Source organism: Burkholderia cepacia complex sp. TUM26381 (assembly GCF_057439935.1).
The window spans coordinates 841,111-865,507 of the sequence record NZ_CM172007.1 but is presented as its reverse complement, the minus strand read 5'-3'; the positions used below and the strand labels follow the sequence as shown (position 1 = coordinate 865,507).

At 68.1% G+C, this 24,397-nt stretch carries 15 protein-coding genes and 1 pseudogene; 8 read left to right on the top strand and 8 right to left on the bottom strand.

Features of this window, described 5'->3' with window-relative positions; translation table 11 throughout:
* Nucleotides 1-58 precede the first annotated feature (58 nt).
* On the bottom strand, nucleotides 59-8,659 hold the full coding sequence (locus ACWMMN_RS20630) for an autotransporter-associated beta strand repeat-containing protein (RefSeq protein ID WP_486423873.1): 8,601 nt from the start codon (nucleotides 8,657-8,659) through the stop codon (nucleotides 59-61).
* Between ACWMMN_RS20630 and ACWMMN_RS20625 the strand changes: the two genes are divergently transcribed.
* Complete coding sequence (locus ACWMMN_RS20625) at nucleotides 8,601-8,786, top strand: hypothetical protein (protein ID WP_081052065.1); 186 nt, start codon at nucleotides 8,601-8,603, stop codon at nucleotides 8,784-8,786. The two genes, ACWMMN_RS20630 and ACWMMN_RS20625, sit on opposite strands and share 59 nt — an antisense overlap.
* Before the next feature lie 588 nt (nucleotides 8,787-9,374).
* Here ACWMMN_RS20625 and ACWMMN_RS20620 read toward each other — a convergent pair.
* Complete coding sequence (locus ACWMMN_RS20620) at nucleotides 9,375-10,034, bottom strand: YdcF family protein (RefSeq protein WP_226196273.1); 660 nt, start codon at nucleotides 10,032-10,034, stop codon at nucleotides 9,375-9,377.
* 241 nt (nucleotides 10,035-10,275) lie between these two features.
* Nucleotides 10,276-11,310, bottom strand: coding sequence for a rod shape-determining protein (mreB, locus tag ACWMMN_RS20615; RefSeq protein ID WP_059239547.1), 1,035 nt, complete (start codon nucleotides 11,308-11,310; stop codon nucleotides 10,276-10,278).
* A gap of 270 nt (nucleotides 11,311-11,580) precedes the next feature.
* Here mreB and ACWMMN_RS20610 point away from each other — a divergent pair, with 270 nt between their 5' ends.
* Nucleotides 11,581-13,986, top strand: coding sequence for a patatin-like phospholipase family protein (locus ACWMMN_RS20610; protein WP_059239545.1), 2,406 nt, complete (start codon nucleotides 11,581-11,583; stop codon nucleotides 13,984-13,986).
* A gap of 60 nt (nucleotides 13,987-14,046) precedes the next feature.
* On the opposite strand, the gene ACWMMN_RS20605 is transcribed toward ACWMMN_RS20610, so the two are convergent.
* The 3 genes from ACWMMN_RS20605 to ACWMMN_RS20595 all read right to left on the bottom strand — a co-directional run bounded on the left by ACWMMN_RS20605 (nucleotide 14,047) and on the right by ACWMMN_RS20595 (nucleotide 16,865).
* Entirely contained in the window at nucleotides 14,047-14,673 is a 627-nt protein-coding gene (locus tag ACWMMN_RS20605) for an FMN-dependent NADH-azoreductase (protein WP_486423872.1), read from the bottom strand.
* A 286-nt stretch (nucleotides 14,674-14,959) separates the two neighbouring features.
* On the bottom strand, nucleotides 14,960-16,090 hold the full coding sequence (locus ACWMMN_RS20600) for an ATP-binding protein (RefSeq protein WP_059239541.1): 1,131 nt from the start codon (nucleotides 16,088-16,090) through the stop codon (nucleotides 14,960-14,962).
* 64 nt (nucleotides 16,091-16,154) lie between these two features.
* A complete protein-coding gene (locus ACWMMN_RS20595) occupies nucleotides 16,155-16,865 on the bottom strand; it encodes a response regulator (RefSeq protein WP_059239539.1) in 711 nt (236 codons plus the stop codon).
* 219 nt (nucleotides 16,866-17,084) lie between these two features.
* Here ACWMMN_RS20595 and ACWMMN_RS20590 point away from each other — a divergent pair, with 219 nt between their 5' ends.
* The 4 genes from ACWMMN_RS20590 to ACWMMN_RS20575 all read left to right on the top strand — a co-directional run bounded on the left by ACWMMN_RS20590 (nucleotide 17,085) and on the right by ACWMMN_RS20575 (nucleotide 19,820).
* On the top strand, nucleotides 17,085-17,999 hold the full coding sequence (locus tag ACWMMN_RS20590; protein ID WP_174992536.1) for a glutaminase: 915 nt from the start codon (nucleotides 17,085-17,087) through the stop codon (nucleotides 17,997-17,999).
* 134 nt (nucleotides 18,000-18,133) lie between these two features.
* Nucleotides 18,134-18,508 carry a c-type cytochrome gene (locus ACWMMN_RS20585; protein WP_486423871.1) on the top strand — a complete coding sequence of 125 codons (375 nt, stop codon included), beginning with the start codon at nucleotides 18,134-18,136 and terminating at the stop codon, nucleotides 18,506-18,508.
* Between the two features lie 41 nt (nucleotides 18,509-18,549).
* A complete protein-coding gene (locus tag ACWMMN_RS20580) occupies nucleotides 18,550-19,065 on the top strand; it encodes a hypothetical protein (RefSeq protein ID WP_256086075.1) in 516 nt (171 codons plus the stop codon).
* 119 nt (nucleotides 19,066-19,184) lie between these two features.
* Nucleotides 19,185-19,820, top strand: coding sequence for a cysteine hydrolase family protein (locus ACWMMN_RS20575; RefSeq protein ID WP_342705276.1), 636 nt, complete (start codon nucleotides 19,185-19,187; stop codon nucleotides 19,818-19,820).
* Between the two features lie 24 nt (nucleotides 19,821-19,844).
* Here the strand turns inward: ACWMMN_RS20575 and ACWMMN_RS20570 are convergent, their stop codons facing one another.
* Entirely contained in the window at nucleotides 19,845-20,582 is a 738-nt protein-coding gene (locus ACWMMN_RS20570) for a TetR/AcrR family transcriptional regulator (RefSeq protein WP_486423870.1), read from the bottom strand.
* Nucleotides 20,583-20,668: 86 nt separating this feature from the next.
* On the opposite strand from ACWMMN_RS20570, the pseudogene ACWMMN_RS20565 reads away from it, so the two are divergent.
* A pseudogene (locus ACWMMN_RS20565) lies at nucleotides 20,669-22,191 on the top strand (FAD-dependent monooxygenase).
* A gap of 89 nt (nucleotides 22,192-22,280) precedes the next feature.
* Nucleotides 22,281-23,225, top strand: coding sequence for a fatty acid desaturase family protein (locus tag ACWMMN_RS20560; protein WP_486423869.1), 945 nt, complete (start codon nucleotides 22,281-22,283; stop codon nucleotides 23,223-23,225).
* A gap of 33 nt (nucleotides 23,226-23,258) precedes the next feature.
* On the opposite strand, the gene ACWMMN_RS20555 is transcribed toward ACWMMN_RS20560, so the two are convergent.
* Nucleotides 23,259-24,395 carry a Rieske 2Fe-2S domain-containing protein gene (locus ACWMMN_RS20555; protein ID WP_486423868.1) on the bottom strand — a complete coding sequence of 379 codons (1,137 nt, stop codon included), beginning with the start codon at nucleotides 24,393-24,395 and terminating at the stop codon, nucleotides 23,259-23,261.
* Nucleotides 24,396-24,397: the final 2 nt, after the last annotated feature.

Below are 24,397 nucleotides of genomic sequence, written 5' to 3'. Positions count from 1 at the left end.
ACGCCCTGCGACGTTACCGTCGCAGCCAGGCGTCGCGCACAGGCACGTCAGGTGCAGCTCAGAACTTCCACAGGATGTTGCCGAGAATCGCGTTGTCACGCACGCCGCTGCCGTACTGGCCGCTGTACGTGAGGCCGAGCGTCAGGCGCTTCGTGATGTTCGCGTCGATACCGGCTTCGAGCACCGCGCTGTCGCGCGCAATCGGCACGCCCGACACCTGGAACGACGTGCCGCCGTTCGCGAACGTGAATGACGACGACGGCCGCACGTTGCCGAATGCGTGGCGCCAGCCGACCGTCCCGCGCGCGGTGAACGTACCGCTCCCGATCGAGCCGAGTTGCGACGCCGCGCGCAGGCCGAGCGTGGAGAAGCCGACGTGGGTCGTCTCGCCGCCGGCGCGCAGTGCCGCCGCGCCGCCGTTTTCCGTATAGCCGTCGGTATGCACGTTCACATACGCGAGGCCCGCGAACGGTTCGATCGCGACCGGCCCGACCGGCAGCGCATAGCCAACTTCGCCGAACACCTGCGCCGAATTCGCGTTGTAGCCGGCCGAGTCATGATCGGAGAAGCCCGCGAAACCCGGATACCGATCGCTGTTGATCCGGTACCACGTGTACGACGCGCCGCCGCGCACGCCGAGCGCGCCGTACTGCGCGCCGCCGTACAGCGACAGGTAGTAGCTGTTCACCGCCGCCGACGAGCTCTGGTCGTTGTCGAGCGAGCTGTGCGTGACGCCTGCCGCCAGACCCGCACGCCACTTGTCGTTGAGCGCCATGTCGGCACCGGCGATGAAGCCCGTCATGCTGCGGTTGATCGACGATGCGTTGCCGTCGCCGGCGAGCCGGCTGCGGCCGCCGAACGCCTGGCCCCAGACCACCGGTTGATACGGCGTGCCGCCGTAGCACCCTTCGCGCGAACCGATCCGGCGTTCCGGCGGCAGCGTCGGATCGACCGCGCCGGCCGTGTTGTCGCCGCACAGCGCGGCGCCGCCCGACGACAGCGCCGCGAGCGGGCCCGATCCGGGCGCGAGGCCCTGGCGGACACGATCGGTCACCGCTTCACGCACGTAACGGCTGTCGAGCAGCAGCATGCTCTTCAGGCTCGCCTGCAGTTCGCCGTCGAGCAGCCCGTAGGCGCGGCGCGCGGTGGGCGCATCGGTCGTCAGCACCGCGTCGTACAGCGGGTTGCCGGCGCCGAGCCCGCCGAGCGCGGTCGCGACCGAGCGCTGATTCGGCGTCGTCGCGACGTCGGGCAGCGACGTGCCGTTTGCGACGAGCCGCAGGTACACGTGATCCGGATCGTAGCTGAGCGTCGGCGTCAGGAACGCGTAGTTCGCGTTCACCTGGGTGAACGCGCCCTGCACGCCCGACGACGCGGTGAGGATCGTATACGTCGTGCTCGGCTGGTAGCTGCTCTGGTTCGCGAGCACTTGCACGGTGCCCCCGTTCAGCGTCGCCGTGCCGCTCGCGGCGAGGCTGCCGCTCTGCTGCGGCGTCGCCGCGACCTGGAACGTCGAACCCGGCTGGAACGTGACGTTGCCCCCCACGTTCAGCGCCGCGCCCGGCTGCGCGGCAGCCGCCGTCGCGCCGCCCAGCACCACGAGGCCGCCGACCGTGCCGGTACCCGTCAGCGTCGCGCCGCTCTGCACGGTGACGGTCGACTGGCCGAGCGAACCGTTGACGGCGAGCGTACCCGCGCCGACCGTGGTCGGGCCGCTCAGCGTGTTCGTGCCCGTCAGCGTCAGTTGTCCGGTGCCGGCCTGGGTCAGCGAGCCGGTGCCGGACAGCACGCTCGCGATCGTCACGTTGCCGGATTGATTGACGACCAGTGCGCCGTTGTCGACGACATTGCCGGCGACGCTGCCCGACGTGCCGCCGTTGCCGAGCTGCAGCGTGCCGCCGGTCGCGATCGTGGTCCCGCCGGTGTACGTGTTGCCGCCGGTCAGCACCTGCGTGCCGCTTGCCACCGTCACGCCGCCGGAACCGCCGATCGTGCCGCCGAACGTGCTGCCGCCGTTGCCGTTCAGCGTCAGCGCGTTGCTGCCGAGGTTGACGTTCGTACCGGCCGCACCGGACAGCGCGCCGACCGTTTGCGTGCCGGTCGCACCGCTCACGTCGAACGTCGCACCCGTACCGGCGAGGTTCACTGCACCCGTCGACGCGAGGCTACCGCCCGCGCCGAGTGCGAGCGTGCTGCCGCCGTTGACCGTCGTGCCGCCGGTGTACGTATTCGCGCCCGTCAGCGTCTGCGTGCCGGTGCCCGCGACCGTCACCCCGCCCGCACCGCCGATGGTCCCGCCGAACGTGCCGGCACCGCTGCCGTTCAGCGTCAGCGCATTCGTGCCGAGGTTCACGTTCGTGCCGGCCGCGCCGGTCAGCGTGCCGATCGTCTGCGCGCCCGTTGCGCCGCTCAGATTGAACGTCGCACCTGCACCCGCGAGGTTCACCGCGCCGGTCGACGCGAGACTGCCGCCTGCACCGAGGGCGAGTGCGCCGCCGCCGTTGATCGTCGTGCCGCCGGTGTAGGTATTCGCGCCGGTCAACGTCTGCGTGCCGGTGCCAGCCAGCGTGACGCCACCCGTGCCGCCGATCGCGCCGCCGAACGTGTTGTTGCCGCTGCCGTTCAGGGTCAGCGCGTTCGCCCCCAGGCTCACGTTCGAGCCGGCCGCGCCGGTCAGCGCGCCGATCGTCTGCGTGCCCGTCGCACCGCTTACGTCAAACGTCGCCCCCGTGCCCGCGAGATTCACCGTGCTGCCCGACGCGAGGCTGCCGCCCGCGCCGAGTGCGAGCGTGCTGCCGCCGTTGATCGTCGTGCCACCGGTGTACGTGTTCGCGCCCGTCAGCGTCTGCGTGCCCGTACCCGCAACCGTCACGGCACCCGTGCCGCCGATCGTCCCGCCGAATGCACCGGCACCGCTGCCGCTCAACGTCAGCGCATTCGCGCCGAGGGTCACGTTCGTACCGCTCGCGCCCGTCAGCGTGCCGATCGTCTGCGCGCCCGTCGCACCGCTCAGGTTGAACGTCGCGCCTGCGCCGGTCAGATTCACCGAGCCGGCCGATGCGAGGCTGCCGCCCGCGCCGAGCGCGAGCGTGCCGCCGCCGCTGATCGTTGTGCCGCCCGTATAGGTGTTTGCGCCCGTCAGGGTCTGCGTACCCGTACCGGCCAGCGTCACGCCACCCGTGCCGCCGATCGCGCCACCGAACGTGCTGTTGCCGTTGCTGCTCAGCGTCAACGTGTTGCTGCCGAGATTCACGTTCGTGCCGGCTGCACCGGCCAGCGAGCCGATCGTCTGGGCGCCCGTCGCACCGCTCAGGTTGAACGTCGCACCCGTGCCGGCGAGGTTCACCGCGCCCGTCGATGCGAGGCTGCCACCTGCAACGAGTGCGAGCGTGCTGCCTCCGTTGATCGTCGTGCCGCCCGTGTACGTATTCGCGCCCGTCAGCGTCTGCGTGCCGGTACCCGCCAGTGTCACGCCGCCCGTGCCGCCAATCGCGCCGCCGAACGTACCGTTGCCGCTGCCGTTCAGCGTCAACGTGTTCGCGCCGAGGCTCACGTTCGTACCGCTCGCGCCCGTCAGCGTGCCGAGCGTTTGCGCGCCCGATGCGCCGCTCAGGTTGAACGTCGCGCCCGCGCCCGCAAGATTGACCGCACTGCCCGACGCGAGACTGCCGCCCGCGCCGAGCGCAAGCGTGCTGCCGCTGTCGATCGTCGTGCCGCCCGTATACGTGTTCGCACCCGTCAGCGTCTGCGTGCCGGTACCGGCGAACGTCACATTGCCCGTCCCGCCGATCGTGCCGCCGAACGTGTTGTTGCCGCTACCGTTCAGCGTCAACGCATTCGCGCCGAGGCTCACGACGGACCCGGCCACACCGGTGAGCGCGCCGACCGTCTGCGCGCCCGTCGCGCCGCTCACGTCGAACGTCGCAGCCGCGCCCGCGAGATTCACCGCGCCCGTCGATGCGAGGCTGCCACCTGCAACGAGTGCGAGCGTGCTGCCTCCGTTAATCGTCGTGCCGCCCGTGTACGTATTCGCGCCCGTCAGCGTCTGCGTGCCGGTGCCCGCGAGCGTCACGCCGCCCGTGCCGCCAATCGCGCCGCCGAACGTGTTGTTGCCGCTGCCGTTCAGCGTCAGCGTGTTCGCCCCCAGGCTCACGTTCGTGCCGGCCGCGCCGGTCAGCGCGCCGAGCGTTTGCGCGCCCGTTGCGCCACTCACGTCGAACGTCGCACCCGTGCCCGCGAGATTCACCGCGCTGCCCGATGCGAGGCTGCCGCCCGCACCCAGCGCGAGCGTGCTGCCGCCGTCGATCGTCGTGCCGCCGGTGTAGGTGTTCGCACCCGTCAGCGTTTGCGTGCCCGTGCCGGCAAACGTCACCCCGGCCGTCCCGCCAATCGCACCGCCGAACGTGTTGTTGCCGCTGCCGTTCAGCATCAGCCCGTTCGCGCCGAGGATCACGTTCGTGCCGGTCGCGCCGGTCAGCGCACCGATCGTCTGCGCGCCCGAGGCCCCGCTCAGGTTGAACGTCGCACCGGCGCTCGCGAGGTTCACGGCACCCGTCGCCGCGAGGCTGCCGCCCGCGCCGAGCGCAAGCGTGCTGCCGCCGCCGATCGTCGTGCCGCCGGTGTACGTGTTCGCGCCCGTCAGCGTTTGCGTGCCCGCGCCAGCCACCGTCAGACCACCGGTGCCGCCGATCACCCCGCCGAACGCGTGGTTGCCGGCGGCGCTCAGCGTCAGCCCGTTGCCGCCCAGATTCACGTTGGTGCCGGCCGCGCCGGTCAGTGCGCCGATCGTCTGCGCGCCCGATGCCCCGCCCAGGTTGAACGTCGCACCGGCGGCCGCCAGATTCACCGTGCCGGTCGACGCAAGACTGCCGCCCGCGCCCAGCGCCAGCGTGCTGCCGCCGCCGATCGTCGTGCCGCCCGTATAGGTGTTCGCGCCGGACAACGTCTGCGTACCGGTGCCCGACAGCGTCAGGCTGCCCGTGCCGCCGATCGCGCCGCTGAACGTGCCGCTGGCCGTGCCGCCGAGCGTCAGCGCGTTGCCGCCGAGACTCACGTTCGTGCCGGCCACCCCGGACAGCGCGCCGAGCGTTTGCGCGCCGGTCGCAGCGCTCAGATCGAGTGTCGCGCCGGCACCCGCGAGATTCATCGCGCCGGTCGAGGCGAGGCTGCCGCCCGCGCCCACCGCCAGCGTGCCGGCGTTGATCGTCGTGCCGCCCGTGTAAGTGTTCGCGCCGGTCAAGGTGGTCGTCGCCGCACCGTTCTTCACGAGCGCACCCGCGCCGGAAATCGCCCCCCCCAGCCCGAGCGCGTTGCTGCCGCCCAGCGTCAGCGTTGCGCCCGTGCCGACCGTCACCGCGTTGCCGACCGTCAGGCTCGTATTCGTATCGAGCGTCGCCGAACCGCCGACGTTCAGTGCGCCGCTACCGAGCGCCCCGTTGTTGCCGAGCACGAGGCCGCCGCTGTTGAGGTTCGTGCCGCCCGTATAGGTGCTCGCGCCGTTCAGCGTCTGCGTGCCGGTGCCGGCGAGCGTCAGGCTGCCGGTGCCGCCGATCGCGCCGCTGAAGGTGCCGCTGGCGGTGCCGCCCAGCGTCAGTGCGTTGCCGCCCAGATTGATGTTCGTTCCCGTGACACCCGACAGGGCGCCGAGTGTTTGCCCGCCCGTCGCCGCGCTCAGGTCCAGTGTCGCGCCGGCACCCGCGAGGTTCATCGCGCCGGTCGAGGCGAGGCTGCCGCCCGCGCCCACCGCCAGCGTGCCGGCGTTGATCGTCGTGCCGCCCGTGTAGGTATTCGTGCCGGTCAGCGTCGTGGTCGCCGCGCCGTTCTTCACGAGACTGCCCGCGCCGGAAATCGCGCCGCCCAGCGCGAGGTTGTTGCTGCCGCCCAGCGTCAGTGCAGCGCCCGTGCCGAGGTTGACCGCGTTGCCGACCGACAGGCTCGTATTCGTATCGAGCGTCGCCGCGCCGCCGACGTTCAGTGCGCCGCTACCGAGCGCCCCGTTGTTGCCGAGCACAAGGCTGCCGCTGTTCAGGTTCGTGCCGCCGGTATAGGCGTTTGCGCCGTTCAGCGTCTGCGTACCGGTGCCCGCCAGCGTCAGGCTGCCCGTGCCGCCGATCGTCCCGCTGAACGTGCCGCTGGCGGTGCCGCCCAGCGTCAGTGCGCCGGCGCCGAGACTCACGCTCGTGCCGGCGGCGCCCGACAGCGCGCCGATCGACTGCGCACCGCCGGCGCTGATGTCGAGCGTGGCACCCGGATTGACCAGGTTCACCGTGCCCGTGGACGACAGGCTGCCGCCCGCGCCGATCGCCAGCGTGCCGGCATTGATCGTCGTGCCGCCCGTGTACGTGTTCGCACCCGTCAGCGTCGTGGTCGCCGCGCCATTCTTCACGAGGCTGCCCGCGCCGGAAATCGCGCCGCTCAACCCGAGGCTGTTGCTGCCGCCCAGCGTCAGCGCGGCGCCCGTGCCGAGAGTGATCGCATTGCCGACCGTCAGGTTCGCGTTCGTGTCGAGCGTCGCCGCGCCGCCAACGGTCAGCGCGCCGGTGCCGAGCGCCGACGCGTTGCCGAGCACCAGGCCGCCGGCATTCAGCGTCGTACCGCCCGTGTAGTTGTTCGCGCCGGACAGCGTGACCGCCGCCGCGCCGTTCTTCACGAGACCGCCGCCGCCGGAGATCTGGCCGCTCAGGCCGAGACCGGTGCTGCCGCCGAGCGTCAACGTGGTCCCGGTCGCGATGTTGACGCCGTTCGCGAGCGACACGCTGGTGGTCGCATCGAGCGACGACGAACCGTTCACGTTCACCGCGCCGGTGCCGAGCGCCGCATTGCTGCCGACGACGACGTTGCCGCCGTTCAGGTTGGTGCCGCCCGAGTACGTGTTCGTGCCCGTCAGCGCCTGCGTGCCGCTGCCCGACAGCGTCACGCCGCCAGCCCCGCCGATCGTGCCGGCATAGGTTGCATTGCCGCTGCCGTTGAGGGTCAGCGAATTGCCGCCGAGGTTCACGCTCGTACCGGCCGCCCCCGCCAGCGAGCCGATCGTCCGCGCGCCCGAGGCTCCGCTCACGTCGAGCGCCGCGCCTGCAGCGGCCAGATTGACCGTGCCGGTCGACGCCAGACTGCCGGCGCCGCTCAGCGCAAGCGTGCCGCCGTTGATGGTCGTATCGCCGGTATATGTGTTCGCGCCGCTCAGCGTCGTGGTCGCGGCGCCATTCTTCACGAGGCCGCCGTTTCCGGTGATCGCGCCCGTCAGCCCGAGATTGTTGCTGCCGCCGATCGTCAGCGCCGTACCGGTGGCGAGATTGACCGCATTGTTGAGCGTCACGTTCGTGCTCGTGTCGAGCGACGCCGACGCGTTGACATTCAGCGCACCACTGCCGAGCGCCGCATTGTTGCCGACCACCACGCCGCCGGCGTTCAGGTTCGTGCCGCCCGTGTACGTGTTCGCGCCGGTCAGCGTCAGCGTGCCGCCATCGTTCTTCGTCAGCGCGCCGCCACCCGACACCGTGCCCGACAGCGCGAGCCCGGTTGCGCCCTGCACCGTCAGCCCACCCACGCCCAGCGTCACGCTGTTGGAAACGTTGAGCCCCGCCGTGCCCGCCTGCAGCGCGCCGCCGTTGCCCGTGACGTTGCCCGTGCCGAGCGACCCGTTGTTGTTGATGATCGCCACGCCACCGCTCAGCGTCGCGTCCTGCGCGGTCGACGCGCCGTTGATCGTCCAGTTGCCGTTCTGGACGTTCAGGTGATTGAAGTTGATGTAATTGTTGGCCGCGATCGTGCCGTTCGCGGTACCGCCCTGCTTCAGGTTGAGGGTGTTGTCGCCGCCCGCGCCGCCATCCACGACGCCCGTCGCCGCGACGCCGATCGTGACCGGGCCGACCGTGATGTTGAACGCGCCGCCGGTGCCGCCCGCCGCGTTGACCGACGAGCCCGTCACGGCGTTGAACGTGTTGTTGCTGTTCGCGCCCATCGACACGCTGCCGTTGATCGTGCCCGAGTTGGTCAACGTATTGCCCTGCCCGGGCGTGCCGTTCGAGCCGAACGACACGCGGCCGGTGATCGTCCCGCTGTTCGACATGTTGACCTGGCCGCCGCCGTATGCGGCCACCACGGGCGCATCCGCGCCGACGAGGGTCGCGCCGACCAGCGGGTTCGAGCCGATCGAACCGGTGTTCGTGATGTTCGACGTGCCGCCCGTGCCGTTCTGGACCGACAGCGCCATGCCCGTCACGCCGCTGATCGCCACGCCGGTCGAGCCGTTCATCGTGCCGTTGTTGACGACGGTGGTGTTCGCGCTCGCCGATGCATTGCCGACGACCGTGCCGCTCGACAGCACGCCGAGCCCGGTGCCGAGCGCTGACGGGTCGATCGTGCCGTTGTTGGTCAGCTGGACATTGTTGCCGGTCAGCGACATCGCGGTGCCGCCCACGCCGAGCAACACGCCAACGCTCGCACCGGGATTGACGGTGGCGTTGATGTTGTTCGCGCTGTTCGCATAGCTCGGCTGCAACGGGTTCGCGATCCCGGAGCAGGTCACCGTCGTGCCTGCCGTGCTGCAGGTCGCTTGAGCAGGCACGATACCCGCGCCGGACAGCGCCAGGAAAACGCCCGTGGGCAACAGCAGTCTCGGAAACGGCTCACCGGCTTTTTTCGAACGCGCAAGGTTCATGCTTTCCCTCGTTTTTGGTTTCGGCTTTGGTATTGGCATTGCGACCGCCACGCACGGCACGCAGCAGAAAATCACGGACAAAAGCATCCGCCCCGGCGGTCGCAGTGCGACGTCGGTTAATTCATGAATGAACTCTTAATCACCCCGGAATCGGGATTTCAGACGCAAGGCTAGTCAAGTGACATGATGGCGGCCCCTGTTCTTCTGCAGCGACTTTCTGGTTGATTTGATTACCGTTCCGCTTTTATCAGACAAGGCTATATCAAACTCAAACCGTTTTCCAGTCGATATTCACTCATCGGATCAAGGGCCGACGGGTATGTATTTTTTACCCGACACGGAATTCTTGAAAACGGCATGCCGCATGTTTTTCGCCTGCTTATTTTGATTTTTGGCAAAAATATCGAACACGCCGCATCCGTGAAAACGCCGATATACGATTTCGATTCAACGTATATGGCCCCTGCGGCACGGGCATTTACTGCCGCGAATCGTCAATACGAATAATCAGCGCCTGCTTAATAGCCGAACGAGTTCGAATTCTTGAACAATCCGGGAAATTGCTTCTATTTTCGCTTCGCATCGGATCGAAAATGCGAAACGTTGTCGTTTGGACTGCGCCGATGACATTCGGGCAGGCTGCGCCGGACGGCAGGGCACCGGCAGGAGGAAGCAATCCGCGCACCCCGGGGGCGTTCGCCCCCGGCGCACCGCATTACGAAAACAGGCTCATCAAATACAGCATCGGCCGGAACGAAACGGGCCGCGCATCGGGATTCATCCACAGACGGACCGCATACACCGCATAGGCCGGCACTTCGCGCCAGCTCGAATAGACGTCGCGCCACTGGAAGCGGCGCGGATAGGCGGCGGAGATGCTCGCCCGCGCGATGCCGACGCGTTCGAATGCAAGGCGTGCCCGCGCGAGGTGGTAATACTGGCTGACGATCAGCACGCGCGACAGGCCGTGTGCCTGCAGATAGGCGAGCGTGTGCTGCGCGGTCGCGAGCGTGTTGTCGCCCTGGTCGTCGACGGCGATCCGCTCGGCCGGCACGCCGCGCGCCACGAGATAGTCGCGCATGGCCGTCGCCTCGTTCAACCCCGGGCCGTCGATCGCGCCGCTGACGAGGAACGCCGGGCACTGCCCCGTGCGGTAGCAGCGCACGCCGACATCGAGCCGGGCGGCGAGCACGGGCTTCGGTGCGCCGGTGTCGTCCAGCGCGTTGCCGAAGATCACGGCAACGTCGGCCGGCTCGTTCGGCATCCGCATCCCGTACGCGACGAGTGCAACGGCTGCAACGATCCAGAGGCAGGCAACGGCGGCCAGCAGGCGGCCCGTTCGGGCAAACAAGCCCCGTTTGGCGTGGTTTTTCAAGGATGTCATCTCTCAGGTCGTCGGGCGCATCGGCTTGCCCGGCCTCGTACGGGCGCGTAACGCTAGCACGGTGCGCGTTCGGGTGTCCACGCGACCAACCGATGCCGGACGGCGCCGGCCTTGCGGCCAGTCGACCGGAGCAGCGTGCCCGCGGCGACGCGGGCAGGCAATATGGAGCGCAACGGGGATCGAAAGAATGTGAATGGCCGCGCCGCGATGCACGGCCCGGTTCGTGCCCGAATCAGTCGACCGGGCACATCGCGAGCCGCCCCATCGCCTCGCCGGCGCCGCGCACCGCGCAGGTGGACGGCTCGTCGGCGACCCGCGCGACCAGCCCCGTCTCGTCGTACAGCAGGCGCTCGAGATCGGCGAGCAGCGCGCCGCCGCCCGTCAGCACCACGCCGCGATGCGCAATGTCGGTCACGAGTTCGGCCGGCGCGTTCTCGAGCACCGACTTCACCGCGCCGATCACCTGCTTGAGCGGCGCGGCCAGCGCATCCGCCACGTCGTGGTTGGACAGTTCCACCGAGCGCGGCAGCCCGTCGCCGATGCCTCGGCCGACCGCGCGCGTCGACCTGCGCGGCACCGCGCTGGTGGCCGAGCCGATCGCCTGCTTGACGTGCTCGGCCGTCTGTTCGCCGAGCAGCACGCCGTACAGGTTGCGGACATGGTTGACGATCGCCGCGTCGAACTGGCTGCCGCCGACGCGGATCGCCTCGCGGTAGACGATGCCGCCGAGCGCGATGACCGCGACTTCGGTCGTCCCGCCGCCGATGTCGATGACCATCGAGCCGACCGGCTCGGTCACCGGCAAACCCGCGCCGAGCCCGGCTGCCAGCGACTCCTCGATCAGTTCGACCTCCGATACGCCGGCTGCGAACGCGGCCTCGCGGAGCGCGCGGCGTTCGACGGCGGTCGCATCGGACGGCACGCACAGCGTGACCTCGACGCGGCGTCCGAAGCGCGAGCGCGTGCGCGACATGTCGATGAAGCTGCGGATCATCTGCTCGGCCGCGTGCGCGTCCGCGATCACGCCGTGCCGCATGGGCCGCACGGCTTCGAGATGCCCCGGTTCGCGGCCGAGCAGCGCCTTCGCGAGCTCGCCGACGGCCTCGAGCGTCGGCCGCGCGTCGGTCGCGCCGGCCTTGCGGAAGCAGACGACCGACGGCTGGTTCAGCACCACGCCGCGTTCGTGCGTATAAATCCGCGTACTCGCCGTTCCAGGGTCGATCGCAACGGGTTGCGCAAACAACTTTCCGAACAGCGGTGTCGACATATCAAACCTTTGAGAACGAACAGGCCGGGACGGCCACGCCGGATTTTCGCGGCGCGGCCATGCCGCCCCATCACAAGCTTAGCGGCAAATCGTTCCGATACTTTAGATAATTCCGATGATTTTTTCGCGACGAAATTGCCGAAAATACCGTGCCGGATGCTTCGGGCTACGCAACGGCCTCTCGCATTGCGCCTGTAAAACACGGTAATCTCTCGGTCTTGCCTGCTCCCGGCAGGCCTCAGACGCCCGATCACGCCAGGTATTTCCACCATGACAGCGACCGTTTCCTTCCGCTGGGCGCGGGTGCGCCCGCTCTGCACGACGCTCGTCGCCTTCTGGTGCTGCACGGTCGCCGCGCAGCCGCTGCCGGCCGCCGAATCCGCCGCCCAGGCCGTGACCGCTGCCGCCGGCGCGCCCGCGGCCACGCCTGCCGCCCCCGCCGCGCCTGCGCATGACTGCACGGCCGACGGCGGCCCGGCCGGCCGCCCGTCGATCGGCCTCGTGCTGTCCGGCGGCGGCGCGCGCGGTTACGCACACCTCGGTGTCCTGAAGGTCCTGGAAGACAACCGGATCCCGATCGACTGCGTCGCGGGCACCAGCATGGGCGCGGTGGTCGGCGGCCTGTACGCGAGCGGGATGGCGGCCGACGAGATGCAGAAACGGCTGTCGGAGGTCAACCTCGCGGATATCGCGTTCGACGTGACGGACCGCGCGGACCTGCCGCAAAGCAGCCGGGAAGACGAACGCCTGTACATCAACGGGCTGACGCTCGGCTTCGGCAAGAAAGGCGTGAAGGCGCCGGTCGGCCTCGTGCAGGGCAACCGGCTGCAGGCGCTGCTGGCGAACTGGACGGCCGCCGTGCCGACCAACCAGCCGTTCGACCGCCTGCCGATCCCGTACCGCGCGGTCGCGACCGACCTGCAGACGGGCCAGATGGTCGTGCTCGACCACGGCTCGCTGCCGCTCGCGATCCGCGCGAGCATGGCGATGCCGGGCCTGTTCGCGCCGGCCGAGATCAACGGGCGCGCGCTCGTGGACGGCGGGCTCGTCAGCAACCTGCCCGTCGACACCGCGCGGCAGATGGGCGCGAACGTCGTGATCGCCGTCGACATCGGCTCGCAACTGCGCCCGCTCGATGCGCTCGCGTCGCCCGCCGACGTGATGCAGCAGATGGTCGGCATCCTGATCCGCCAGAACGTGACCGCGCAGCGCAAGCAGCTCGACGCGCAGGACGTGCTGCTCACGCCGGACCTCGGCTCGCTCGCGTTCACCGATTTCCAGAACGCGAAGCAGGCGATCGCCGCCGGCGCGGCCGCGGCGACCGCGGCGCTGCCGAAGCTGCGCCGTTTCGCGCTCACGCCGGAACAGTACGCGGCCTACCGGTCCGCGCACGCGCAGCCGCTGCCGCCGCCGATCCGGATCACGCGCATCGACATCAAGACCAGCGGCGGCGTGCCGAAGCGGGTCGTCAGCAACGCGCTGCACGTGAAGCCCGGCGACACCTACGATCCGCAGACCGTCAGCCAGGATCTGCTCGGACTCACGACGGGCGGCAATTTCGAGAGCGTCACGCAGCAGATCGTGAGCCACGGCGACGACAACGTGCTCGAGATCAACGCGCGCGAGAAGTACTGGGGGCCGAATTTCCTGCTGTTCGGGCTCGGCATGTCGAGCAGTTCGACCGACGAGGGCGGCTTCCGCCTGCACGTCGGCTACCGGCGGCCGTGGCTCACCGAATCGGGGCTCGAGTTCCGCGCGGACACGACGATCGGCAGCGACCTCCAGTCGGCGCGCGTCGAATTCCGCCAGCCGCTGTCGATGGCCTACGGCGTCTACCTGTCGCCGTACGCGGAATACCAGCGCCGCTACGCGAACCTGTACGACGACACCGGTAACGTGAAGATCACGCAGTACCTGATGCAGACGGCGCGCGCCGGGATCGACTTCGGCCTGCCGATCGCTCGGCTCGGCGATTTCCGGGTCGGCATCGGCTACGTGACCGGGCACGGCTCGCCGACCTACAACCTGCCGTTCGACGACGGCAGCGGCCAGAACCTGCTGTGGCCGAGCTTCACGTCCCAGGCGCTGACCGCGCGCGCGCGGCTCGTCATCGACCAGCTCGACGATCCGATGTTCCCGCGCAAGGGCTACTTCGGCGAATTGCGTGTCGAGCGCTCGCTGGTGTCGCGCAACGGCGGCTCGGCACAGGAATTCGACGACGGGATCAACAACGCGCCTTACACCGAGATCTACGGCAAGGCGATGGTTGCGCAGCAGTTCGGCCGGCACAGCATCAGCGCGACGATCGAAGGCGGCAAGAGCATCGGCGGCACCAACCTGATCAACGCGTTCAACTTCACGCTCGGCGGCTTCCAGCATCTGTCCGCGTATGCGGCCGACCAGTTGAACGGCAACGAGCTCGCGTACGGTCAGATCACCTACATGAACCAGCTGATGACGTTCAACGCGTCGCCGATCAAGGCGCTGTCGGTGGGCGCCAGCGCGGAAGTCGGCAACGTGTGGTCGAGCGGGCAACAGATCGGCGGCGGCGCGCTCAAGCAGAGCTATACGTTCTTCACGAGCCTGTCGACCGCGTTCGGGCCCGTCTATATCGGCGTGGCGCTCGCGCCGGGCGGCCGCCGCAACTTCTACCTGCAGCTCGGCCGCACCTACTGAGCATGCGCGGATGCCGCTTCGGCGGCATCCGCGCCGCCGTCGCGCCGCCGTACTCCCCGATCAGAAATCCGCAGCCATCGCGATCGCCCGCGCTTGCGCCCGTTCGATGCTGTCGTGCGCCTTCGCATTCCACGTGTGTTCGACGGTCAGGCTCCTGACCTCGTTCACGCCGATGAACTTCAGCCAGAATTCGATGTAATCGGCCTGATGCCCGAACCCGGGGGTGTCGAGACGTCCCGCCCCGGTTTCCCCGCTCTGCCCGCGCACATGGACAACCAGCGCGCGCGGAATCGTCAGCAGCGGGCCGTAGGCGGCGCCATCGAACGTGAACAGCATGTTCCGCTGGCTGACGAGATCGATCAGTTGCTTGAGCTTGTACGGATACCCGAAATTCCACATCGGCACGCCGACGACGATCCGGTCCGCCTGCTGAAACCGCTTCACGAGCGACTGGATCCGCAGCCAGACCGACTGCTCGGCGGCATTCATCGGTTCGTTCGCGACGCTTTTGTACTTTGCGCCGATCGCGTCGCCGTCGAAGTCCGGCAGGTCCTCTTCCCAGACATTCAGCGTATCGACGTCGACCGACGCCTCCGCGTTGCAGTACGCGTCGACGAACGCATTCGCAACCGCGATCGACGCCGACCTGGCGCCACGGGGAGAAGACACGATATTCAGTAGCCGCATGAGGCGTGACCCGGACAGGAATGCATGAACGAAGGGCGGCAGGCAGGGCCGCCCCGGCTTCGCTACTGCGTCGCAGGCCGCCTGCTTGCGCTGCTGCAGACCGCCGGCCCAAGTAGTTGCAATTGCAATCGTAATGCACGGCGCGTACGCGCTGCAAACGAATCTTCATGCGATTGCAATACGGAGAGGCGACGGGGAAGGACGGCGGGGAATGCCGGCAACGCGCACGCAACCGGCGCGCGTCGCCATCGTGGCTGCCGAGGGCGGGACCTCGCGCGGCGTCTCGCTAGACCGGCCAGCTGATCTCGAACCGCGCGCCGCCGAGTGCGACCGGATCGACGACCGCGATCCGGCCATTGTGCGCATGGAGCACCTGCCGCGTGATCGACAGGCCGAGCCCGTAGCCGCCGGTGCGGCGGTCGAGGCGCACGAACGCGTCGAAGATCCGTTCGCGCTCGCTCTCGGGCACGCCGGGGCCGTCGTCCTCGACGAAGATCCCGATGTTGCCGTGCACGAGCGAGATGCCGACGACGATCTGCGATTTCGCGTACTTGCTCGCGTTGCGCAGCAGATTGCGCATCGCGTACGACATCAGCCGGCGGTCCATCTTCACGCGCAGATCCGATGCGATCGCGATGCGCGCCTCGATCGCACGCTCCGGATACAGCAATTGCGCGTCGTTCACCTGGTGCTCGAACCACGCGACGGGCGCGGTCATCTCGAGGTTCGACTGCAGCGAGCTGTATTCGAGCCGCGCATACGTGAGGCTCATGTCGATCAACTCTTCGAGCTCGGTCACGTCCTGCGCGATGCTCTCGAGCGCGCCTTGGTACTCGGCCGCGGAGCCCGGTTCGCGCAGCATTTCGAGCGCGAAGCGCACGCGCGCGAGCGGTGTGCGCAGTTCGTGCGAAATGCCGTTCGTCAGATCGCGCTGCGCGGCGATCAGCCGCTCCATGCGCATCGCGAGCGCGTTCAGCGTGCGGGCGAGCGGCCCGATGATCACGCTGTGCGATTCGCGGGCGCGCGTGTTGAAGCGCCCGCCCGTGAAGTCGATCGCGCGTTCACGCACCATCACGAGATCCGACCAGACCGGCCGCATCCACCGGTACGCGGCGAGTGCGGGCGCGGCGAACACGAACGCGAGCACGATCCAGATATCGCCCGGCAGCGAATCGAATGCATGCCACACGACCTGCGGCGACAATTCGACGCATAGCGCGAGCGCCGGCACGAGCGCGGTCAGCAACACGAGGCCAAGCAGATGCAGGTAGGTGCGCACGTACAGGCGCGACCAGCTCGGAATGCGGTCGGCGCGCGTGTCGGTCCACGCGCGGCGGAAATGCAGCCAGCGCCACTTGACGTAGCGCAGCGTCGGCAACGGCGGCGCATCGGGGTGCGAACGGGTTCGTCGGATCATCGCGGCTCCCGGCCGGCGGGTGGAATGCCCGCGCGGAACGTGACGGCGTCGCGCGCAGGCGGCGTCATTCCCACGCGTGCTTGCTGAATTGATAACCCTTGCTGCGGATCGTCTTGATCCGCTGCGGGTTGCTTGCGTCGTCGCGCAGCTTGCGGCGCAGCTTCGAGATGCGTCCGTCGATCGTGCGGTCGAGGCCGTCGAATTCGACGCCGCGCAGCTGCAGCATCAGGTCGTCGCGACTGACGACCTCGCCCGCATGGCATACGAGCGCCCACAGCAGGTCGAATTCGGCCGACGTCAGGTCGGGCGTGCTGCCGTCGGGCAGCACGACGGTACGGTCGGTACGGTCGATCGAAAACTTGCCGAACGCGTAGCGCTCGGGCTGCGGCGCGGTGCTCTCGGTCACGCGTGCGGGCGCGCGGCGCAGCTGGGCCTTGATCCGCGCGAGCAGGATGCGCGGCTCGACCGGCTTGTGCACGTAGTCGTCCGCGCCGAATTCGAGGCCGAGCAGTTCGTCGAACGGCTCGTCGCGCGCCGTCACCATGATGATCACGCCGTCGTACTGCTTGCGCGCCTCGCGGCAGATTTCGAAACCGTCCTTGCCCGGCAGGTTCACGTCGAGGATGACGAGATCGGGACGAATGGACAGGATCGCCGGCACCGCGGCGTCGCCATGCAGCACAGTGTCGACTTCATAGTCGTTCTTGCGCAGGTAGCCGGCGATCAGCGTGGACAGGCGGGTGTCGTCTTCGACGAGCAGGATGCGGAAAGACATGGGCAGCGGTCGGATCATCGAGGGGGCCGCGGCGACGCCGGCAGGTGCCGGACGCCGGCCATCGGCCGAAACGTACCGCATGATACTGCGACCGCCGCCTGCCCGTTTGACGGTCTTGAAAATCAGGGTTCGATGCTGGCCATGCTTGACGAATCGGCGCCGGGACGGTTCCATACGGGCTCGCCGGAATCCGGGCCGCTCACCTACCCGCCTGACGTGATGAATTACCAGACGATCCTCGAACGCATCCACACCGAACTCGCCCCCTGGATAGGCCAGGGACGGGTTGCCGACTACATTCCCGAACTCGCGAAAGTGCCCGCCGACAAGTTCGGGATGGCCGTCGTGACGCTCGACGGTAACGTTTACACGGTCGGCGATGCACACGAGCGCTTCTCGATCCAGAGTATCTCGAAGCTGTTCGCGTGCACGCTCGCATTCCAGCTGCTGGGCGACGAACTGTGGGAACGCGTCGGTCGCGAACCGTCCGGCAACGCGTTCAATTCGCTGGTCCAGCTCGAAAGCGAGCGCGGCAAGCCGCGCAATCCGTTCATCAACGCAGGCGCGCTGGTCGTCACCGACGTGCTGTGCCGCCGCTTCGTCAAGGCCGAGACGGCGCTGGTCGAATTCGTGCGGCGGATGATCGGCACGAACGACATCGACTACGATTCGCGCGTCGCGCAGTCGGAGCTGCAGCATGCGGAGCGCAACCGCGCGATGGCGCACTTCATGGCGAGCTTCGGCAACATGCAGATGCCGCCCGACACGGTGATCGATGCGTATTGCCGGCAGTGCGCGATCACGATGAATTGCGTCGAGCTCGCGAGCGCCGCGCTGTTCCTCGCGAACGGCGGCGTCGCACCGGCGACCGGCGAGCGGATCGTCGATTCGAGTTCGGCGAAGCGGCTGTCGGCGCTGATGCTGACCTGCGGCACCTACGATGCAGCCGGGGATTTCGTGTATCGCGTCGGGCTGCCGGCGAAGAGCGGCGTGGGCGGCGGGATTGTTGCGGTGCTGCCGGGGGATATGGCCGTGTGCGTGTGGGCGCCGGGGCTCGATGCGAACGGGAACTCGCTGGCGGGGACCCTGGCGCTGGAGTGGTTGACGACTTATACGGGAAGGTCGATTTTTTGAGGGGGCGAAGCCGGGCGTGCGCCACCCGGCGCGACTGCGGCAGGTGACGATCGGCACACTCAATACAAAACCCGTCATTCGGCAGCAATCGCCCCTAAAGAGACATTCACCGGCTTTTACAATAAATCAAAAAAATGAAAAAAATCCTCATCGCCTCGTTAGGAATTTCATTGCTTGCCCAAACACCACCAACCTTCGCGGATAGTGATAACGGGAAAAAGATCTTCCTGGCGAGATGCGCGATGTGCCACGGAGCAAATGCCAGAGGAACAGGGCCGCTGGCCAATAAAAGCAGCCCACCCACACCCGACCTTACGACACCCGCGTTCAAAAAACGACTCAAAGACTATCCGGGCGTTATTGTCTCGTCAGTCATACTTCGCCCAAACGGAGACCTGATTTCAAAAACGTTGCGAGAAAACGGCGTAAAACTACCGCCCCACCCGTGGACGGTTAAGGATTTTCGCGATTTGAATCAATACTTGAGCAGCCTGATTTTAAGAAATTGAATTCTTGCTTGTTGCCCGCCACACTCACGGATATCCTCACGATGCATTCGAATTTGCTGACGCTGACGCGTGGTGTTCAAGCCGGCGTGCAGATCCGGCCGCGCTGGCCCGCACGATACGTGCGCGTGGAGGCGCGAGTGCTGGGGAAGCTGCAGGCGATCCAGGCCGAGTTGCCCGCGGAGATCGACCTGATCCTGACGCGAGGCTACGAGCCGCGAGCATCCGGTCTGGGTGTTGCGCGTCGCGGGTTTCGCGCACTGGGAATGGGCCTGTTCCGCTTGCTCTACCCCACCCGAGGCAACGAGCTTGTCGATATTTTCGGAAGCAACGGACACGACGTCGATGGAACACATATCGACGTTTCGTTCGGGTTGAAGGGTCGTCGCGTGCGGTTATTGCCGCTGGGCGTATTCACGCCGCCATTCTGGCAGCGGCATCGCATGCGGCGATGCGATTCCAGCCTGGCGCAGATCCAGTCCGCACTGGTACGGCAAGGGTTTCAGATTCACCGCAACGCCACGGAAAGGCTGCAGATTCATTGCGATCTCGTGCATTAGCGGAGATTCGCCTTCGTCCAATGTCGAGCCAACCCGGCCGGCGAAGGCGCCATGGTTGACGACGTACGCGAACGACCGATTTTCCGACACCCCGCAGCGGTTACTGGAGAACATCACGCATGCATCCGGACAACGCATCAGAAGTCGCAACGACAGCCCACACGAACGCCAGCGACGGCGCCTGCGCGCCGATTCCCGCCATCGCGCCATCAAAAACCGCGCTGGTCGTCATGCATTATCAGACCGACATCCTCGACCTCTTCCCGTCGGTCGCACCCGAACTGCTCGCCAATACGCGCCGCCTCTGCGATGCGGCACGAGCCGCAGGCGTCGGCGTCTGGTTCGCGAATCTCCGCTTCAGCCCCGGCTACCCGGAAGTCAGCCCGCTCAACAAGAACGGCCAGGGCATCAAACGGCTAGGCCTGTTCATCAACGACGGCCCGTCGCCGGAGCTGGGCAAGCAGCCCGACGAGCCGCTGATCGTCGCGCACCGCGCGAGCGTGTTCTTCGGCACCGATCTGCAGGCCAGGCTGGTCGCGCAAGGCGTCGATTCGCTGATCATGGTCGGTATCGCGTCGACGGGCGTGATGTTTTCGTCGATCGCCCACGCAAGCGATGCGGATTTCCGTCTCTATACGGTCAAGGATTGCTGTTACGACCCGGACCCGGTGGTCCACGAGCATCTGTTCGCCACCGCGTTCGAATCGCGCACGACGGTGCTGTCGCTCGCGGAGGCGCTGCAACTGCTCGCCTGACGAGTCGACCCGCCGTACGACGGCTTATCGGGCCGTTCCGATCCCCGCCAGAATGAGGTCGATGCCGGCCAGGAACTGCGCGCGCTCGTCGTGCGTGGCCAGTTGCGCCGCCACCTTGCGCACGAACGGATACTGCGCCGGCTCGAGTTGCGCCCACCGCTCCGCCACGGTCGCGACGATCTCCGCTTGCCCCGTCTCGCGCGAATGAAGCCGCGCGCCGGCCGCATACTGGCCGGCCAGCCCGAAGAGGTAGTGCATCAGCGCCGACGCCGCGTTGAATTGCTCCGGTTCGGGCACGCCCAGCGCCTGAAGCTGCCCGCCGACGCGCTCCAGGATGCGCAGCACCGCGTGCTGCCACGGTTCCCGGAACAACTGCGCCCCCACCCACGGATGCGCGCTGAACGCGTCGAACAAACGCAGCGCGACGCGCCGGAGCGCTTCCGCCGCATCGCCATCGTCCGCGCCCGGCACGTCCGCCATCGCGCCCGCGATCACCTGGTCCGCAGCCGCCGCAAGCAGGTCGTGCTTGTCGGCGACGTGCCAGTAAATCGCCCCGCTTCCCGTCGCCAGGTACGCAGCGAGCGCGCGAAACGTCAGCGCGCGCTCGCCGTCCTTTTCGAGTATCTCGATCGCGGCCTCGACGATCCGCTCTTTCGACAGCGCATCCGCGCGCCGTTCGGTCCGGTTGCTGGTTTTCATGCGCGCTAGCTTGACACACATGGAACAACGTTCCAATATCTCGCCATTGGAACAACGTTCCATTGTCAACTCAAACGGGGCGCGATGCCGGTCAGGTATCGCGCCATCGACCGCCCACGGCCTGCCCCGGCCTGACACCGAGCCACCCGATGAATCTTCCCGTCACCCATGATGTCGTGATTGCCGGAGCCGGCCCGGTCGGCCTGTTCCTCGCGTGCGAGCTTCGCCTTGGCGGCCTGTCCGTGCTGGTGGTCGAGCAGGCGAACGATCCGGATTCGCCGCTGAAGCGTCTTCCGTTCGGCATGCGCGGCCTGTCGGCGCCCACCATCGACGCGTTCGACCGTCGCGGCCTGCTCGACGACATCGCACTGCCGCCCCGCGCGAACGACACCGCGCACTGGATGCAGCAATCGCGCCGTCCGGGCGGCCATTTCGCCGGCATCCGTTCTTCCACGACAACATCGATGCGTCGCAGTGGCCGTACCACCTGCCCGGGCCGGCCGGCACGCACATGGCGACCGACATGGCGCGCGTCGAATCCGCGCTGGCCGCTCGTGCGCAAGCAACGGGCGTCGAGATCCGGCGCGGCCTGGCCGTCGCGGACGTCGACCAGTCGAGCGACACGGTCACGCTTCACGCGGGCGGCGAGACGTTCCGCGCCCGCTGGCTCGTCGGCTGCGACGGTGGCCGCAGCACGGTCCGCAAGGCCGGCGACTTCGCGTTCGCCGGCACCGATCCCGAATTCACCGGCTACTCGATCGAAGCCGAATTCGCCGATCCGGGCGCGCTGCTGCCGGGCCGTCATTACACGACGGGCGGCATGTACACGTACACGCCGCCCGGAACCATCGCGCTGGTCGAGTTCGACGGCGGCGCGTTCCACCGGAGCGGGCCCGTCACGCTCGAGCATGCGCAAGCCGTATTGCGCCGCGTGTCCGGCACCGGCGTCACGCTGACGGCCCTCCGGCTCGCCACCACGTGGACCGACCGCGCGTACCAGGCCGCGACCTACCGCAACGGACGCGTGCTGCTCGCGGGCGATGCCGCGCACATCCACTCGCCGCTCGGCGGCCAGGGGCTCAATCTCGGGCTCGGCGACGCGATGAATCTCGGCTGGAAGCTGGCCGCGACGATCCGCGGCGACGCGCCGGACGGGCTGCTCGACAGTTACACGGCCGAGCGGCATCCGGTAGGCGCACGGGTGCTCGACTGGTCGCGCGCGCAGGTCGCGCTGATGCGGCCGTCTCCGAGTTCGCGCGCGCTCGAAGCGATCATGCGCGATCTCGTCGACACGCGCGACGGCGCGACGTACTTCGCCGAGCGCGTGTGGGGCGTGTCCGTTGCGTACGATCTCGGCGGCCATCACCCGCTCGTCGGCCGCAGCGCTCCGGATTTCGAACTGGCCGACGGCACACGGCTCGGCGAGCGCGTCCGGCACGGCAAGGGCGTGCTGCTGGACTTCGATGCAGCCCGGCCGCTTCAGGCACTGGCAAGCCGCTGGCGCGACCGGATCGCGTACATCGCGAGCGATGCAAAAGACCGGCTCGGAGTGCGCGCGGTGCTCGTGCGTCCCGACGGGATCGTCGCATGGGCCGGTCACGACGATGCGGATGCCGACGCAGCGGCGCACGCGGCAGCGCGATGGTTCGGCGCGCCCTGCGCCGCGCATTGATCGCGGCCGCCGGGCGCCGGAAACCGGTGTATATTGCCCAGCGACAAAACCTGCACACGCGCCGTCGACGGCGCGCCCGACACCGCCGAATGCCCACGCCCGCCACGCTGCCGACACCCGCCGAACTGAACCGCACGCTGCCGTTCGTGGCCGGCGCGCGGCCGTGGCGGCTCGTGCGCTATGCGTGCGTCGACTGGTTCGGCATCCTGCTGTGCTGGGCCGCGATCCGCTTCGTGCCGAATCCGATCGTCTATGTCGCGGCCGTGTTGCTGATTGCGGGGCGGCTGCAGGCGTTCGGCGTGATCCTGCACGACGCATGCCATCTTCCCGTGCGACGCATGACGCTGCCGCTCGCGCTCGTCGACGCGCTCGCCGGCTGGACTATCGGCTCGTCCATCGCGGCGATGCGCTATCACCACCTGCGCCATCATCGCGCGGTCGGCACCGCCCAGGATCCGTACCTGCACCGGCTCGCCGCACGCGGCGGCTGGGTGCGGCGCGCGATGATGCTGCGCGGCGCGCTGCTGCCGGTCTGGTGGCCGTTACGCGCGCTGATGGCGCCGCTCGCGCTCGCCTGGCCCGCGTTCCGGCCGTGGTACGCACGCGGCTTCATGCAGGACCGTTCGGGCCAGGACCTGCGCCGTCACCCCGAAGTCATTGCGTGTGCGCGCGCCGACCTGCCGCATTGCGCGGGCTATCTGCTCGCGATCGCGGCCGTCGTGCACTGGGATCTGCCGTTCTTCACTTACTACGGACTGCCGTGGATCATCGGCGGCATCATGAATGCGAACCGCGTGCTGCTCGAACACGATCACGTGGAGATGGGCGAACGCTCGCCGGAATCGATCTGGAAGATGACGCGCACGATGACGTTCGGCTGGATCGGCAAGCTCGTGCTGTATCCGCGCAACATCGGCTATCACCAGGTGCATCACGCGTATCCGGCGCTCGCGCTCGAGCATCTGCCGGCCGTGCACCGCTACCTGACGGACGGCGTCGCGCTCGCGTCCGGCCAGACCGGCCCCACGCGCTAAACGCGCGTCCCCGCGCAGCGCCGCACGCCGCGCCTACAGCTCGAACCGCATCACCTTCTCGCCGCACTGCCCGGCCGGCAGCGGTTCGCCGCGTTTCACCGCGTCGAGCAGCCGGTCGATCGCGACATGCACGATGTCGGCGCGCACGTTGTGCGGCCGGAAGCCCGGTGCGTTGTCGAGCCCTTGCCGGTGCGCGCGCATGATCCGCACGTCCTGCTGGATCACGAGGTGCGTGTACAGGTTCAGCAACGGCCGCAGCGCGCGCAGCACCCAGCGCGGCAGCCGGAAGCGATACGCGATGTACGTGTAGACGCGCGAACGGCGCGCATCGATCGGCGTGATCTGGCTGACGATCAGGAACCCGGAACGCTCGCCCCACAGGTAGTCGCACCGCGTCACATTCGGCGCGATGAAGCGGTCGACGTGCGCAAGCGGCACGCGATCGGGATTCGTGAGCCAGTCGAGGCAGAAGCCGATCTTGTCGTCGCCGTCGTGATAAGTGACGGCGACGCTGTCCGGCGTCGCCGCGACCGTGGCCTCCATCGCCTGGCCACGGCTGCTGCGGAAGATCCCGTCGTGGACGAACACCGTGTGCGGCACGTCCATGAAGTTCTGCGCGAGCATCGCGATGTCGCCGTCGAACGTGTTGACCATGTAGTACGACTGCCATGCAGCGACGTCGCGGAACGGCATCCGGAAAATCGTGCGCGCGGACGGATCGCCGGTGCCGGGATACACCCACACGAGCCCGTCGAGCAGTTGTACGGGCAGTGTGCGCTGCCGGAACGGATAGCGGCCGGGCGCGCCCGTCGGCCGCGTGCCGTCGAGGCTCGGCACATGAACGACCTGCCCCTCGCCGTCGTAACGCCAGCCGTGATACGGACAGACGAGCGTGTCGCTGTCGACCTTGCCGGCCGACAGTCGCGTACCGCGATGCACGCACTGGTCGACCAGCGCGGCAATCCGGCCATCGCGCTGGCGAAACAGCACGATGCCGGTGTCGAGAATGCGCACGCCGAGCGGCTTGTCGCGCGGGAGTTCGCGTTCGGTGCACGCAACGAACCATTGCTCGTGCAGGCCGTCGATCTGCGGTGCGGATGCATGCGCGTGCGCCGCATCGCGCGACGAGCACTCGTGCCCGCATCCGCGTGGTTCGTTCATGTCGTTCATGG